Consider the following 14,402-nt stretch of genomic DNA (forward strand, 5'->3'; position numbering starts at 1 on the left):
TGGGTATTTCAATCTTTCACCGGGGGTGGTGCCTGGGGGGCGTGGTGGGGGGGGGGGGGGGGGGCCCGGGGGGGGGGGGGGGGGGGGGGGGGGGGGGGGGGGGGGGGCGGGGGGGGCGCGGGGCCGGGGGGGGGGGGGGGGGGGCGGGGGGGGGGCCCCCCCCCCCCCCCCCCCACCCCGCTTTCTCAATCGAGCAGCCCGAACCGCATCGCGCTGGTCACGGCCGCCGTCCGGTCATCGACCCCCAACTTCCCGAACGCCCGCAGCAGATGGGTCTTCACCGTCGACTCGGCGACATGGAGACGCCGCCCGATCTCCGCGTTCGTACAGCCGTCGGAGACCAGCCGCAGCACCGCGGTCTCCCGCTCCGAGAGCCGTGGCCGCTCCGGATTCGTCCGCAGCTGGTCGACGAGGCGAGCGGCGACGGACGGGGCCAGGACCGTCTCGCCCCGGGCGGCGGCCCGCACCGCGCCGGCCAGTTCGGCCCGCGCCATGTCCTTGAGCAGATACCCGGCGGCCCCCGCCTCCACGGCCCGCAGGATGTCCCGGTCCGTCTCGTACGTCGTCAGGACGACCATCCGGCACGGCAGGCCCGCCGCCGCCATGCGGACGATCGCGTTCACGCCGTCGCCGCCCGGCATCCGCAGGTCCATCAGGACGATGTCCGGGGCGAGTCGAGCGGCGAGGGCCTCCGCCTGCGGTCCGTCCGAGGCCTCCGCGACGACCTCCAGGTCCGGCTCGGCGTCGAGCATGGCCCGCAGGCCCTCCCGTACGACGGGGTGGTCGTCGGCGAGCAGGATGCGGATCACGAACGGGTCCTTTCGGGAACTACGGGGCCTTTGGGGACTACGGGGGCTACGGGAATTGCGGGTGCTTCGGGTGCGGGGAGGTGGACCGTGACCGTGGTGCCCGCGCCGGGTGCGCTGTCGACGGTTGCCGTGCCGCCGACCTCCGCGGCCCGCGTCCGCAGCCCCCGCAGGCCGAACCGGTCCGTCGGCGCCTCGGGGTCGAAACCGGGCCCCGAGTCCCGCACCGCCACGGTCAACGCCCCCACGGAGTAAGCGAGTTCGACCCGTGCCGTGGCGTCGGGCCCGGCGTGCTTGCGTACGTTCGCCAGGGCCTCCTGGCAGCCGCGCAGCGCCACGACCTCGAGGCCCGGCGGCAACGGCCGTGCCGTGCCCGTCACTTCGACCTCCGCGCCGTGCCGCGAGGCCAGGCGGTGCAGCGCGTCGGACAGCGAGGCGCCGTCCAGATCGGCCGGGGCGCCGCCCGCGACGAGAGCCCGGGCCTCCGCCAGATTCTGCCGCGCGGTGTCCGCCATCAGGCCCAAGTGACGGCGGGCCTGCGGCACATCGTGCTCCAGCTCGGCGTCCACGGCCTGGACGAGCATCAGCACGCTGGTGAAACCCTGGGCGAGCGTGTCGTGGATCTCGCGGGACATCCGCTCGCGCTCGGCGAGCGCGCCGCGGTCGGCGGACAGTCGGGCGACCTCCTCGCGGCTCGCGTCCAACTCGGCGATGAGATCGGCTCGTTCCTGACTCTGGTCCATGATCCGGATCGTCCAGTTGCCGAACGCCGCCGAGAAGGCGAGGGTCACCACGGCGAACACCGAGTTGAAGAAGACGTCCTGGGCGCTGATGTCCCACAGCAGTGCCCAGCCCACCACCGGCGCGATGTTGACGACGGTGACCGCGGCCATCGCCCGGCGGTAGCGCAGCGTCATGAAGCACTGCGGGACGAGCGCGAAGGCCATCAGCCGGGTCTCGCCGACCAGCACACCCGGCGGCAGGTACAGCAGCACGGCGCCCGCGATGTACGTCATCGCGCGCCGCTCGGCCGTCCCCTCCGTCATGAGTACGGGCCGCCCACGAGCCACGTACCAGGGAACGAGCAGCACGAGCAGACTGCCGGCCGCCACGCGGACCGGCCACCCGGGCTCCGCCGTGCCGAGCACGAAGACCACCGTGGCCGCCCACACCGTCGCGAAGTACACGTCCCAGAGCCGGAAGGTCCGGTCCCAGACGTGCACTCCGCGCGGTCCGGTCTGTTCGTTCACCCGTCGCGCCGGTTCTTCCACCGGAAAGTCAGCAGGCACAGCACCAATCCTCCGACGCACCAGGCCCCGAGCACCAGAGCCGTCCTGCCGAGCTCCCAGCCGCCCGCCTGTTCCAGTACGTGCGCCGAGTCCGGCAGGAACACCCCGCGCAGCCCCTGGCACAGCCACTTCAGCGGGAAGAGCGCCCCGATGTTCAGCATCCAGTCCGGGATCGTGTCGATCGATATGTAGACACCGGAGATGAACTGCAGCACCAGGAACGGCAGGACGACGACGGACGTCGCGCTCTTGCCGGACTTCGGCACGGAGCTGATCGCGATGCCGAGCAGCGCGCACGCCGTGATGCCCAGCAGGAACAGCCAGGCGAACGTGAGCCACTTGCTGGCGCTCGACGGCAGGTCCACGTCGTAGAACGCTGCCCCGGCGACGAGCAGGACCGCCGTCTCCAGCAGACCCGTGACCAGCACGAGCCAGACCTTCCCGAGGAAGTACGAGGCCGGGGGCATCGGCGTACCGCGCAGTCGGCGCAGCACTTTCTCGTCGCGCTCGATCGCGATCGAGGTGCCCAGGGACTGGAAACTCGTCGACATGATGCCCGCCGCCATCATCGCCGGGACGTACAGCTGCGACGCGGTGATGCCCGCGCCCTGCACGTCGTCGCTGAAGATCGACGCGAACAGGAAGAGGAAGACGACGGGGAACGCGAACGTGAAGACCACCTGCTCGCGCATCCGGAAGAACTGCTTGATCTCCAGGGCACCCCGCTGCAGCCCCAACTGCCAGGCGCCGGGCAGACGTTCGGCGGCGCGGTCCCGGGGGCGGGTGGCTGTCGTGGTCGTCGTCATGCCTGGGTCTCCTGTCCGGTGAGCCGGAGGTACACGTCCTCGAGCGTGGGGCGGCCGACCTTCAGGCCGGGGATCTCGCCGTCGAAGCGGTGCATCAGCTCCGCGACGGTCCTGGTGGGCGTGGCCGTGCGTTCACTGCGCCGGACGCCGTCGGGCTCGGTCCACTCGACGGTGGCCTCGGTGCCGTGGCGGTGGCGCAGCTCGGACGGTGCGCCCTCGGCGACGACCCGGCCCGCGGAGACGATCGCGAGGCGCTGTGCAAGGGCCTCGGCCTCCTCCAGGTAGTGCGTGGTCAGCAGGATCGTCGTGCCCTCGTCGGCGAGCATCCGGATCAGGTCCCAGAACTGGCGCCGCGCGGCCGGGTCGAAACCGGTCGTGGGCTCGTCCAGGAGCAGCAGCTCCGGATCGCCGATCACGCCGAGCGCCACGTCGAGGCGGCGCCGCTGCCCGCCCGACAGGCTCTTGATCCGCGCGTTCGCCTTCTTCCCGAGGCCCACCAGGTCGATGACCCGCTCGGGGTCGCGCGGCCTCGGGTAGTAGCGGGCGAAGTGCCGTACGGTCTCGCGCACCGTCAGTTCCGCGGGCGCCGACTCGTCCTGCCAGACGATCCCCACCCGCGAGCGCCAGCCGCGCCCCGCCCCCGCCGGATCGGCGCCGAGCACGGACACGGTGCCCTCGTCGCGGCTCCGGTTGCCCTGCAGGATCTCCACGGTCGTGGACTTGCCCGCCCCGTTCGGGCCGAGGAGCCCGAAGACCTCTCCGGTGCGGATCGTCAGATCGATTCCGTCGACGGCGGTCACGTCGCCGTACCGCTTGCGCAGTCCCCGTACGTCCACCGCGAGTCCGGACCCGGCTGTCTGTGTCGTCATACGAAGCAGGCTCCCGCCGAACCGAACGTTCCGGGACCTACGGGCGTACATGCTTATGTCCATCGAACGGTGGACACCCGGGCCCGTACGGCACAATGGCCCTGCCCGCAGGCCCCACCTCTCACTTACGGATCGGCGTGATGAGCAAGACGACGACAGCAAGCGACAGCGTCTCCCACGACTCCGCTGTCCGGAGCGCTCCCCGCACCGTGGGCGGCAGCCGCGCCCTCGGGCTGCTTCTGATCATCACCGGTGCGGCCGGCCTGCTCGCCGCGTGGGTCATCACGCTCGACAAGTTCAAGCTCCTCGAGGACCCGGGCTTCACACCGGGCTGCTCGATCAACCCGGTCATCTCCTGCGGCAGCATCATGAAGAGCGACCAGGCGTCGGTCTTCGGCTTCCCGAACCCCATGCTGGGCCTCGTCGCCTACGGCATCGTGATCTGCGTCGGCATGACGCTGCTGGCCCGGGCGACGTTCCCGCGCTGGTACTGGCTGACGTTCAACGCGGGCTGCCTGTTCGGCGTGGGCTTCGTGAGCTGGCTGCAGTTCGAGTCCCTGTACCGGATCGGCGCCCTGTGCCTGTGGTGCTCGCTGGCGTGGGTCGCCACGATCATCATGTTCTGGTACGTCACCTCGTCGAACGTCCGCAACGACTTCCTGCCGGCGCCCAGCTGGCTCAAGTCGTTCTTCACGGACTTCACCTGGGCGCTGCCCGTCGTGCACATCGGCATCATCGCCGTCCTGATCTTCACGCGCTGGGGCGACAAGCTCTGGGCCTGACCCCCGTCCCGACCGGCGCCCGCGGGGTTGTCAGTGCCGTGACTTAGGGTTTTGGACGTGGAACCCGACCTCTTCACCGCCGCAGCCGAGGAACGCCAGGAGAAGGACCCGTCCGCGAGTCCCCTGGCCGTCCGGATGCGCCCGCGCACCCTCGACGAAGTCGTCGGCCAGCAGCACCTCTTGAAGCAGGGCTCGCCGCTGCGCCGCCTGGTCGGCGAGGGCGGCGGCGGTCCTGCGGGCGCCTCGTCGGTGATCCTGTGGGGCCCGCCCGGCATCGGCAAGACGACCCTCGCCTACGTCGTCTCGAAGGCCACGAACAAGCGGTTCGTGGAGCTCTCCGCGATCACCGCGGGCGTCAAGGAAGTCCGGGCCGTCATCGAGGGCGCCCGCCGCGCGATGGGCGGCCACGGCAAGGAGACCGTCCTCTTCCTCGACGAGATCCACCGCTTCAGCAAGGCCCAGCAGGACTCGCTGCTGCCCGCCGTGGAGAACCGCTGGGTGACGCTGATCGCGGCGACCACGGAGAACCCGTACTTCTCGGTGATCTCCCCGCTCCTGTCCCGCTCCCTCCTGCTCACTCTCGAACCGCTCACGGACGACGACCTGCGGGGTCTGCTGGCCCGGGCGCTGACCGAGGAGCGGGGCCTCGGCGGTGCGGTGACGCTCGACGAGGATGCCGAGGAACACCTGCTGCGGGTCGCCGGGGGAGACGCCCGGCGCGCGCTCACCGCCCTGGAGGCCGCGGCCGGTGCCGCCCTCGCCAAGAGCGAGGAGACCATCACCCTCGAAAGCGTCGAGGAGACGGTCAACAAGGCGGCGGTGAAGTACGACCGTGACGGCGACCAGCACTACGACGTGGCCAGCGCCCTGATCAAGTCGATCCGCGGCTCGGACGTCGACGCGGCGCTGCACTATCTGGCCCGCATGATCGAGGCCGGTGAGGACCCGCGCTTCATCGCCCGCCGCCTCATGATCTCCGCCAGCGAGGACATCGGCCTCGCCGACCCGACGGCCCTGCCCACCGCGGTCGCCGCCGCCCAGGCCGTCGCCATGATCGGTTTCCCCGAGGCGGCCCTCACCCTGAGCCACGCCACGATCGCCCTCGCCCTGGCCCCGAAGTCGAACGCGGCGACGACGGCGATCGGCGCCGCCATGGCGGACGTGCGGGGCGGCCTGGCGGGACCGGTGCCACCGCACCTGCGCGACGGGCACTACAAGGGCGCCGCCAAGCTCGGCCACGCGCAGGGGTACGTGTATCCGCACGACGTGCCCGGGGGCATCGCGGCGCAGCAGTACGCGCCGGACGCCATTGCCGGCCGGCGGTACTACGAGCCCACGCGGTACGGGGCGGAGGCGCGGTACGCGGATGTGGTCGAGCGGGTGCGGGAGCGGCTCCGCGGGGGTGGGGGCGGGGACGGGTGAGCGTCTGCGGGGTTCCTGTTGCGTTGCCGGGTGCGGGCCGGTGGGGGCTGCGTCATCAGCGGCTCCGCCGCGGGGCGCGACCAGCCCCCACCGGCCGTCAGCCCGCGACCAAGGCGGAACCCGGCAGACGCGCCCGACGGGCAGCCCGACCCCGCCCGACCTAGGCTCGGCCCATGCGCAGGCCACGGCGAAGAGCCATCGCGGGGTCACTCCTCTTCCTGCTGCTCGGCGGAGCCGCATGTACTCCGCCCCAGCTCGACCGGGCCGAGCACCGGCGCAGCCCGACGGCCACCGCCGAGCCCAAGCCGAGCCCCACGGTCACGGCCACCCCGCAGACACTGGCCAGCAAGGGCTTCCCGCCGACCCCGGCCGAGGCCCGCTCCCAGCTGGCCGGTCTGACCGTCGCCTGGGGCAAGAACTGGGAGACGTACAAACGGAGCGAGTTCGGCGAAGGCTGGAGCGACGCCGTCGACGCCCCGGGCGGGCGCAACGGGTGCGACACCCGCGACGACGTCCTGCGCCGCGACCTGAGCGACCTGCGCGAGGGCGACCGCAACCCCTGCGTCGTTCTCTCCGGGGTGCTGCACGACCCGTACACCGGCAAGGAACTGCCGTACTACTACCGCCGCGCCTCCCAGATCCAGTCCGACCACGTCGTCGCGCTCGGCGCCGCCTGGCGGGCCGGGGCCTGGGCGTGGACCCCGCAGCAGCGGCTCACGTACGCCAACGACCTCGACGTGCTGCTCGCCACGGACAAGACGACGAACTACGAGAAGAGCAGCCAGACCCCCGACAAGTGGAAGCCGCCGAACCAGGCCTACTGGTGCGAGTACGGCCGCCGCTGGACCGGGATCAAGCACAAGTACAAGCTCACGGTCACCGCCCCGGAGAAGCTGGCCCTGCAGGATCTGCTGGCCACCTGCCCGAAGTGAGACCGGTCCGGTGAGACCGGTCCGGTGAGACCGGTCCGGTGAATCCAGCCCGGTGAATCCGGTCCGCAACGATCCGGTAGACTTCTGCGAAGTGCTGCGTCCTGCGCCCGGCCTCCCGAAAGGGAAGCGGGGCATCACCAGAGCGGGACATCCAGCCGGACCCCCCACACCGCAAGGCAAGGGGATCCAGGAGCGTCGCGCACCTTCGAAGGTGTCGCGGGCAGCCCACCACCCTCCCGGTTCCCGGGTACAGGTCGGTGGGCCACTCGCGTGCTGCACGTATGTGCCCAGATCCGGGAGCGGCTGCCCACCCTTGCTCACGAAGCGAGGCGCGGGTTTCCCGGGCTGCGGATGCGACCTCCCCAAACCCTGGTGAAGCCGTATTCGCATCAGAAACATGAGGTGTTTGGTTCATGGCGAACCAGTCCCGTCCCAAGGTCAAGAAGTCGCGTGCCCTCGGCATCGCGCTGACCCCGAAGGCCGTCAAGTACTTCGAGGCCCGCCCCTACCCGCCGGGCGAGCACGGCCGCGGCCGCAAGCAGAACTCGGACTACAAGGTCCGTCTGCTCGAGAAGCAGCGTCTGCGCGCGCAGTACGACATCAGCGAGAAGCAGATGGCCCGCGCCTACGACCGCGCCAAGAAGGCCGAAGGCAAGACCGGCGAGGCCCTGGTCATCGAGCTGGAGCGTCGCCTCGACGCGCTGCTGCTGCGTTCGGGCATCGCCCGCACGATCTACCAGTCGCGCCAGATGGTCGTCCACGGCCACATCGAGGTCAACGGCACGAAGGTCGACAAGCCCTCGTTCCGTGTCCGTCCCGACGACGTCGTGATGGTCCGCGAGCGCAGCCGCGAGAAGCCGCTGTTCCAGGTCGCGCGTGAGGGTGGCTTCGCCCCCGAGGGCGAGACCCCGCGTTACCTCCAGGTCAACCTGAAGGCCCTGGCCTTCCGCCTGGACCGTGACCCGAACCGCAAGGAGATCCCCGTGATCTGCGACGAGCAGCTCGTCGTCGAGTACTACGCCCGCTGATCTCCCTCACCGGAGTCTCCGGCAACGGAGAGCGGACGTAGTCCCACCTGCGTTTCAGCCCGTCGTCTCCCCGCCGTTCGCGGTGGGGGAGGCGGCGGGTTCGCGCATTTCCGGTGCGGTCGACCGCACCGGTCGCGGCACGGTCGCCACCGCGATCCGCCGCTCGCGCTCGCCGAGCGCCCGGGCCACCGCCTCGTCGTGCCCCAACCGCTCGCCCGCGCGCGCCAGTTCGTCGAACCGGGCGTCGCCGAGCGCCTCGCGGGCCCGCGTCTCGCACAGCTCGTGCGGCACGTTGTAGTACGCCGAGCCGAACAGCGGCAGCCCCACCGACGGCCAGATGCCGGCCGCCGCGCCCTGCAGCACCGCGGCCTCGGCCGCGTCCCCCTCCACCAGCGTGACCAGCGCGAGCAGCTCGACGGCGAGCACGGTGCCGAGCAGATCGTGGAACTCGTGGTCGATGGCCAGGCACTCGTGCAGCAGCGTCCGGGCCTTCGCCGGATCCCCGTCGTGCCAGGCCGCGTACGCCAGGACGTACAGGGCGTACGCCATGGTCCAGCGCTCCCCGTGGTCCTCGCACACCTGCCGTACGTCCTCGCACAGCGCCACGGCCTGCGCCAGATCCCCCTGGAACGCCACCGCCATCGCCAGCTCGACCTGGCCCATCAGCACATTGCTGTTGAGCTCGCCGATCTCGCGGTAGCTGGCGAGCGCCGCCCGCAGCAGCTGCTCGGCCCGCGGCATGTCGTCCGTGACCAGGGCCAGACAGCCGGTGCGGTGCACGGCGTACGCGAGGGCCGTGGCGTCGTCGCCGCGCCTCGCCTCGTCCTGGCACTCCTGCAGCGCCGCCAGGGCGGGCACGGTGTCGCCCTGCAGGATCGCCACGTAGCCGAGCACCCACAGGGCCTTGAGGCGCGAGATCCCGTACTCCAGCGGCTCGCCCTCGTCGACCGCCTCGCCGTCCAGGGCGATGCTGCGGTCCAGCCAGTGCCGGCCCTCGGCGAGCCGCCCGCAGCCCGCCCAGTAGAACCAGAGCGTGCCCGCCAGGTACTGGCCCAGATGCGTCTCGCCCGGCTCGGTCAGGCAGAACTCCAGGGCCGTCCGCAGATTCGGCAGCTCCGCGTCGATCCGGGCAGCCACCTCGCCCTGCCGCGGCGAGAACCAGTCCAGCTCGCACCAGGTCGCAAGGCCCATGTACCAGTCGCGGTGCCGCCGCCGCATCCGGCCGCCGTCACCGGTGTGCTCCAGCCACTCGGCGCCGTACGCCCGCACCGTGTCCAGCATCCGGTAGCGCACCCCGGTCCGTGACTCCTCCCGGATCACGACGGACTGCGCGAGCAGCTCGTGCAGCACGTCCAGGACCAGCTCCGCGTGCAGGCCCTCGCCGCCGCAGATGTACTCCGCGGCCTCCAGGTCGAACTGTCCGGAGAAGACGGACAGGCGCGACCAAAGCAGCCGCTCCTGCGCCGTGCACAGCTCGTGGCTCCAGCCGATCGCCGTACGCAGCGTCTGGTGGCGCGGCAGCGAGTCCCGGCCGCCGCCGGTCAGCAGCCGGAAGCGGTCGTCCAGCCGCTCCAGGAGCTGCGTCGGCGACAGCGCCGGCAGCCGCCCGGCCGCCAGCTCCACCGCGAGCGGCAGACAGTCCAGGCGCCGGCACACCTCCGTGACGTCCGACAGGTGCCCGTCGTCCAGGCGGAAACCGGGCAGCAGCGCCGTCGCCCGGTCCGCGAACAGCTCCGCCGCGTCCTGCACCGTCAGCGGCGCCAGCGGGAAGAGGCGCTCGCCCTCCAGCGCCAGCGGCCTGCGGCCCACCGCGATCACCCGCAGCCCGGGAGCGGCCCGCAGCAAGTCCCGTACGAGAGAGGCGCAGACGTCCACGAGATGCTCGAACCCGTCGACGACGAGCACCAGTTGGCGGTCGGCGAGATGGTCGACGAGCACCTGGCGCGGCGGGCGGGTCGTGTGGTCGGTGAGCCCGAGGGCCTCGACGACCGTGTACTCGACGAGCTCGGGCCGGCGCACCGCGGCCAGCTCGACCCGCCACACCCCGTCCCGGCGCAGCCGCGCCGGGGTGCGGCCCGCGGCATGGGCGGCGAACCGGGACTTGCCGACCCCGCCGACCCCGGTGACCGTGACCAGGCGCCCGGACTCCAGGGTCCTTTGCAGGTCGGTGAGTTCGACCGCTCGGCCGACGAAACGGTTCAGTTCGTAGGGGAGGTTGCCAGGTCGTGGGGGACCGGCCGGTACGGCGTCGGGGCGCGGAGAGCGTCGCATGAGGTACGGAGCGTACTCATCCGTACGCAGTCCGTACAATCGCTCCGGCCGAAGTGCCCCCGCGTGAGCGCGGAATGCGGTAAGAAGCGCGGGGCCGGGCGCGATAGGCTCGGGGGACGACTTTTCGATGTTCAGCAGCGGTGAATCGGCAACAATCGGCGACAAGGGAGCGGTGCCAAGTGTCCGGTGGAGAGGTGGCCGGGATCCTGGTGGCTGTCTTCTGGGCGATCCTGGTCTCCTTCCTCGCGGTGGCGCTCGCGAGGCTGGCCCAGACGCTCAGGGCGACCACCAAGCTGGTCGCGGACGTGACCGAGCAGGCCGTTCCGCTGCTCGCCGACGCCTCCGCCGCGGTGCGCTCCGCACAGACCCAGATCGACCGGGTCGACGCCATCGCCTCGGACGTCCAGGAAGTCACGTCGAACGCGTCGGCGCTCTCCTCCACCGTGGCCTCCACCTTCGGCGGCCCGCTGGTCAAGGTGGCCGCGTTCGGCTACGGGGTGCGCCGGGCCATCGGCGGCCGCACCAAGGACGTGCCCGCGAAGCAGACCCGTCGTACGGTGATCGTGGGGCGTGCGGTCCCCGAAGCGCGCCGAGCCAAGCGGGCCAACCGGAATAAGAGGGACTGACCCAGCGATGTTCCGCCGTACGTTCTGGTTCACCGCGGGCGCCGCCGCCGGCGTGTGGGCCACCGCCAAGGTCAACCGCAAGATCAAGCAGCTGACTCCTGAGCACCTCGCCGTGCAGGCCGCCAACAAGGCGGTCGAAGCGGGCCACAAGCTCAAGGACTTCGCCCTCGACGTCCGCGACAACATGGCCGAGCGCGAGGCCGAACTCGGGGACGCGCTCGGCCTGAACGAGCCGGTCGACCGCGAACTGCCCGCGCAGCGCCGCTTCACGGTCATCGAGAACGCGTCCGCCCCGAAGCAGACCAAGCAACCCAAGTACCTCGAGAACACCAGGTACTCGATCAACAACCGGAATGAGGACCACTGATGGAGTCGGCTGAAATCCGCCGCCGCTGGCTGAGCTTCTTCGAGGAGCGTGGCCACAAGGTCGTGCCCTCGGCGTCGCTCATCGCGGACGACCCGACTCTGCTGCTCGTCCCTGCCGGCATGGTCCCGTTCAAGCCCTACTTCCTGGGTGAGGTCAAGCCGCCCGCGCCGCGCGCCACTTCGGTGCAGAAGTGCGTGCGTACGCCGGACATCGAAGAGGTCGGCAAGACCACCCGCCACGGCACGTTCTTCCAGATGTGCGGCAACTTCTCCTTCGGCGACTACTTCAAGGAAGGCGCCATCAAGTACGCCTGGGAGCTGCTCACCAGCTCCGTGGCGGACGGCGGCTACGGCCTGGAGCCGGAGAAGCTCTGGATCACGGTCTACCTGGACGACGACGAGGCCGAGCGCATCTGGCACGAGGTCGTCGGCGTACCGAAGGAGCGCATCCAGCGCCTCGGAAAGAAGGACAACTTCTGGTCCATGGGCGTCCCGGGCCCCTGCGGTCCGTGCTCCGAGATCAACTACGACCGCGGCCCCGAGTTCGGCGTCGAGGGCGGCCCGGCCGTCAACGACGAGCGCTACGTGGAGATCTGGAACCTGGTCTTCATGCAGTACGAGCGCGGCCAGGGCATCGGCAAGGAGGACTTCGAGATCCTCGGCGACCTGCCGTCGAAGAACATCGACACGGGTCTCGGCCTCGAGCGTCTCGCCATGATCCTGCAGGGCGTGCAGAACATGTACGAGACGGACACCCTGCGCGTCGTCATGGACAAGGCCACCGAGCTGACCGGCGTGGCCTACGGCGCCAAGCACGAGTCGGACGTCTCGCTGCGCGTGGTCGCCGACCACATCCGTACGTCCGCGATGCTCATCGGCGACGGCGTCACCCCCGGCAACGAGGGCCGTGGCTACGTGCTGCGCCGCATCATGCGCCGCGCCATCCGCAACATGCGCATCCTCGGCGCCACGGGCCCGGTCGTGCACGACCTGATCGGCGTCGTCATCGACACGATGGGCCTGCAGTACCCGGAGCTCATCACCGACCGCAAGCGCATCGAGACGGTCGCCCTCGCCGAGGAGGCCGCGTTCCTCAAGGCCCTCAAGGGCGGCACGAACATCCTCGACACGGCCGTCACCGAGACCAAGGCCGAGGGCAAGACGGTCCTGGCGGGCGACAAGGCGTTCCTGCTCCACGACACCTGGGGCTTCCCGATCGACCTCACCCTCGAGATGGCCGCCGAGCAGGGCCTGACCGTGGACGAGGACGGCTTCCGGCGCCTGATGAAGGAGCAGCGGGAGCGCGCCAAGGCGGATGCCCAGGCCAAGAAGACCGGCCACGCCGACATGGGCGCGTACCGCGAGATCGCGGACGCCGCCGGCGCCACGGACTTCATCGGCTACTCCTCGACCACGGGCGAGTCGACGATCGTCGGCCTGCTGGTGAACGGCGCGTCGTCGCCGGCCGCCACCGAGGGCGACGAGGTCGAGGTCGTCCTCGACCGCACCCCCTTCTACGCCGAGGGCGGTGGCCAGATCGGCGACACCGGCCGCATCAAGCTGGACAACGGCGCGGTCGTCGAGATCCGCGACTGCCAGAAGCCGGTGCCCGGCGTCTACGTCCACAAGGGCGTCGTCCAGGTCGGCGAGGTGACGGTGGGCGCTCCGGCGCAGGCGATCATCGACGTCACCCGCCGCCGCGCGATCGCCCGCGCCCACTCCGCCACGCACCTCACGCACCAGGCGCTGCGCGACGCGCTCGGCCCGACGGCCGCGCAGGCCGGTTCGGAGAACCAGCCGGGCCGCTTCCGCTTCGACTTCGGTTCGCCGTCCGCCGTGCCCACGGCCGTGATGACGGACGTCGAGCAGAAGATCAACGAGGTCCTGTCGCGCGAACTCGACGTGCAGGCCGAGGTCATGTCGATCGACGAGGCCAAGAAGCAGGGCGCCATCGCCGAGTTCGGCGAGAAGTACGGCGAGCGCGTCCGCGTCGTCACCATCGGCGACTTCTCCAAGGAGCTGTGCGGCGGCACGCACGTGCACAACACCGCCCAGCTCGGCCTGGTGAAGCTGCTCGGCGAGTCGTCCATCGGCTCCGGCGTGCGCCGCATCGAGGCCCTGGTCGGCGTCGACGCGTACAACTTCCTCGCCAAGGAGCACACGGTCGTCGCCCAGCTCCAGGAACTGGTCAAGGGCCGTCCCGAGGAGCTCCCCGAGAAGATCTCGGCCATGCTCGGCAAGCTCAAGGACGCCGAGAAGGAGATCGAGAAGTTCCGCGCGGAGAAGGTCCTGCAGGCCGCCGGCGGTCTCGCCGACTCCGCCAAGGACGTCCGCGGCGTCGCCCTCGTCACCGGCCAGGTGCCGGACGGCACCACGGCCGACGACCTGCGCAAGCTGGTCCTCGACGTACGCGGCCGCATCCAGGGCGGTCGCGCCGCGGTCGTCGCCCTCTTCACGACGGTCAACGGCAAGCCGCTCACGGTCATCGCCACGAACGACGCGGCCCGCGACCGCGGCCTCAAGGCCGGCGACCTGGTCCGCACCGCGGCCAAGACGCTCGGCGGCGGTGGCGGCGGCAAGCCGGACGTCGCCCAGGGCGGCGGCCAGAACCCGGCCGCCATCGGCGACGCCATCGACGCCGTCGAGCGCCTGGTCGGGGAGACGGCCAACTGATGCGCAGAGGCCGCCGGTTGGCGATCGACGTCGGCGACGCCCGGATCGGGGTCGCGTCCTGCGACCCCGACGGGATCCTCGCGACTCCGGTGGAGACGGTCCCGGGACGTGACGTCCCGGCCGCCCACCGGCGGTTGAAGCAGATCGTCGAGGAGTACGAGCCGATCGAGGTCGTCGTCGGACTCCCTCGCTCCCTCAAGGGGGGCGAGGGTCCGGCGGCCGTCAAGGTCCGCGGCTTCGCACAGGTCCTGGCGCAGGGCATCGCACCCGTTCCGGTGAGGCTCGTGGACGAGAGGATGACCACAGTGACGGCCAGTCAAGGGCTGCGCGCCAGCGGCGTTAAGTCCAAAAAGGGCCGCTCTGTCATCGATCAGGCGGCGGCCGTCATCATCCTCCAGCAGGCCCTGGAGTCCGAACGGGCGTCAGGTAAAGCTCCCGGCGAGGGCGTCGAAGTGGTCATCTGATCGCGATACGGTAACGTTCCGCGCGATCGGTGGCGTTCGAACAGCCGCCGCACAGCATCAAGAGGCGG

General features: G+C 71.0%; 13 protein-coding genes. 8 read left to right on the forward strand and 5 right to left on the reverse strand.

Annotated features, from left to right (window positions below; genetic code table 11):
* Positions 1-185: 185 nt before the first annotated feature.
* Genes ACIBUY_RS34695 through ACIBUY_RS34710 form a run of 4 tightly spaced genes read right to left on the reverse strand, consistent with a single transcriptional unit; the run spans position 186 to position 3,770 of the window.
* Entirely contained in the window at positions 186-809 is a 624-nt protein-coding gene (locus ACIBUY_RS34695; protein ID WP_399154768.1) for a response regulator, read from the reverse strand.
* On the reverse strand, positions 806-2,056 hold the full coding sequence (locus ACIBUY_RS34700) for a sensor histidine kinase (protein ID WP_399154769.1): 1,251 nt from the start codon (positions 2,054-2,056) through the stop codon (positions 806-808). Before ACIBUY_RS34700 ends, ACIBUY_RS34695 begins: the two co-directional genes overlap by 4 nt.
* Positions 2,053-2,901 (reverse strand): ABC transporter permease, encoded by an 849-nt coding sequence (locus ACIBUY_RS34705; RefSeq protein ID WP_399154770.1) that lies wholly within the window; start codon positions 2,899-2,901, stop codon positions 2,053-2,055. Before ACIBUY_RS34705 ends, ACIBUY_RS34700 begins: the two co-directional genes overlap by 4 nt.
* The gene (locus ACIBUY_RS34710) at positions 2,898-3,770 is read right to left on the reverse strand and encodes an ABC transporter ATP-binding protein (protein ID WP_365580298.1); all 873 of its coding nucleotides are present in this window, start codon (positions 3,768-3,770) and stop codon (positions 2,898-2,900) included. Before ACIBUY_RS34710 ends, ACIBUY_RS34705 begins: the two co-directional genes overlap by 4 nt.
* Before the next feature lie 140 nt (positions 3,771-3,910).
* On the opposite strand from ACIBUY_RS34710, the gene ACIBUY_RS34715 reads away from it, so the two are divergent.
* The 4 genes from ACIBUY_RS34715 to rpsD all read left to right on the forward strand — a co-directional run bounded on the left by ACIBUY_RS34715 (position 3,911) and on the right by rpsD (position 7,934).
* Positions 3,911-4,552, forward strand: coding sequence for a vitamin K epoxide reductase family protein (locus tag ACIBUY_RS34715; RefSeq protein ID WP_365580295.1), 642 nt, complete (start codon positions 3,911-3,913; stop codon positions 4,550-4,552).
* Positions 4,553-4,609: 57 nt separating this feature from the next.
* Positions 4,610-5,974, forward strand: coding sequence for a replication-associated recombination protein A (locus ACIBUY_RS34720; RefSeq protein WP_365580293.1), 1,365 nt, complete (start codon positions 4,610-4,612; stop codon positions 5,972-5,974).
* A gap of 173 nt (positions 5,975-6,147) precedes the next feature.
* Positions 6,148-6,906 (forward strand): HNH endonuclease family protein, encoded by a 759-nt coding sequence (locus ACIBUY_RS34725; RefSeq protein ID WP_365580290.1) that lies wholly within the window; start codon positions 6,148-6,150, stop codon positions 6,904-6,906.
* Between the two features lie 413 nt (positions 6,907-7,319).
* Positions 7,320-7,934 carry a 30S ribosomal protein S4 gene (rpsD, locus tag ACIBUY_RS34730; RefSeq protein ID WP_365580288.1) on the forward strand — a complete coding sequence of 205 codons (615 nt, stop codon included), beginning with the start codon at positions 7,320-7,322 and terminating at the stop codon, positions 7,932-7,934.
* A 54-nt stretch (positions 7,935-7,988) separates the two neighbouring features.
* On the opposite strand, the gene ACIBUY_RS34735 is transcribed toward rpsD, so the two are convergent.
* Complete coding sequence (locus ACIBUY_RS34735) at positions 7,989-10,205, reverse strand: ATP-binding protein (RefSeq protein ID WP_399154771.1); 2,217 nt, start codon at positions 10,203-10,205, stop codon at positions 7,989-7,991.
* 179 nt (positions 10,206-10,384) lie between these two features.
* Between ACIBUY_RS34735 and ACIBUY_RS34740 the strand changes: the two genes are divergently transcribed.
* From ACIBUY_RS34740 to ruvX, 4 genes are read left to right on the forward strand one after another with little or no spacing between them, the layout of a single operon-like run.
* On the forward strand, positions 10,385-10,831 hold the full coding sequence (locus ACIBUY_RS34740) for a DUF948 domain-containing protein (RefSeq protein WP_365580283.1): 447 nt from the start codon (positions 10,385-10,387) through the stop codon (positions 10,829-10,831).
* Between the two features lie 7 nt (positions 10,832-10,838).
* A complete protein-coding gene (locus tag ACIBUY_RS34745) occupies positions 10,839-11,198 on the forward strand; it encodes a DUF6167 family protein (protein ID WP_365580280.1) in 360 nt (119 codons plus the stop codon).
* Positions 11,198-13,870, forward strand: a complete 2,673-nt coding sequence (gene alaS / locus ACIBUY_RS34750; protein WP_399154772.1) for an alanine--tRNA ligase — start codon at positions 11,198-11,200, stop codon at positions 13,868-13,870. Before ACIBUY_RS34745 ends, alaS begins: the two co-directional genes overlap by 1 nt.
* The gene (gene ruvX, locus ACIBUY_RS34755) at positions 13,870-14,334 is read left to right on the forward strand and encodes a Holliday junction resolvase RuvX (protein WP_365580274.1); all 465 of its coding nucleotides are present in this window, start codon (positions 13,870-13,872) and stop codon (positions 14,332-14,334) included. Before alaS ends, ruvX begins: the two co-directional genes overlap by 1 nt.
* The last annotated feature ends 68 nt before the right edge of the window (positions 14,335-14,402 follow it).

It is taken from the genome of Streptomyces sp. NPDC050085 (assembly GCF_044460595.1).
Classification (GTDB): domain Bacteria; phylum Actinomycetota; class Actinomycetes; order Streptomycetales; family Streptomycetaceae; genus Streptomyces.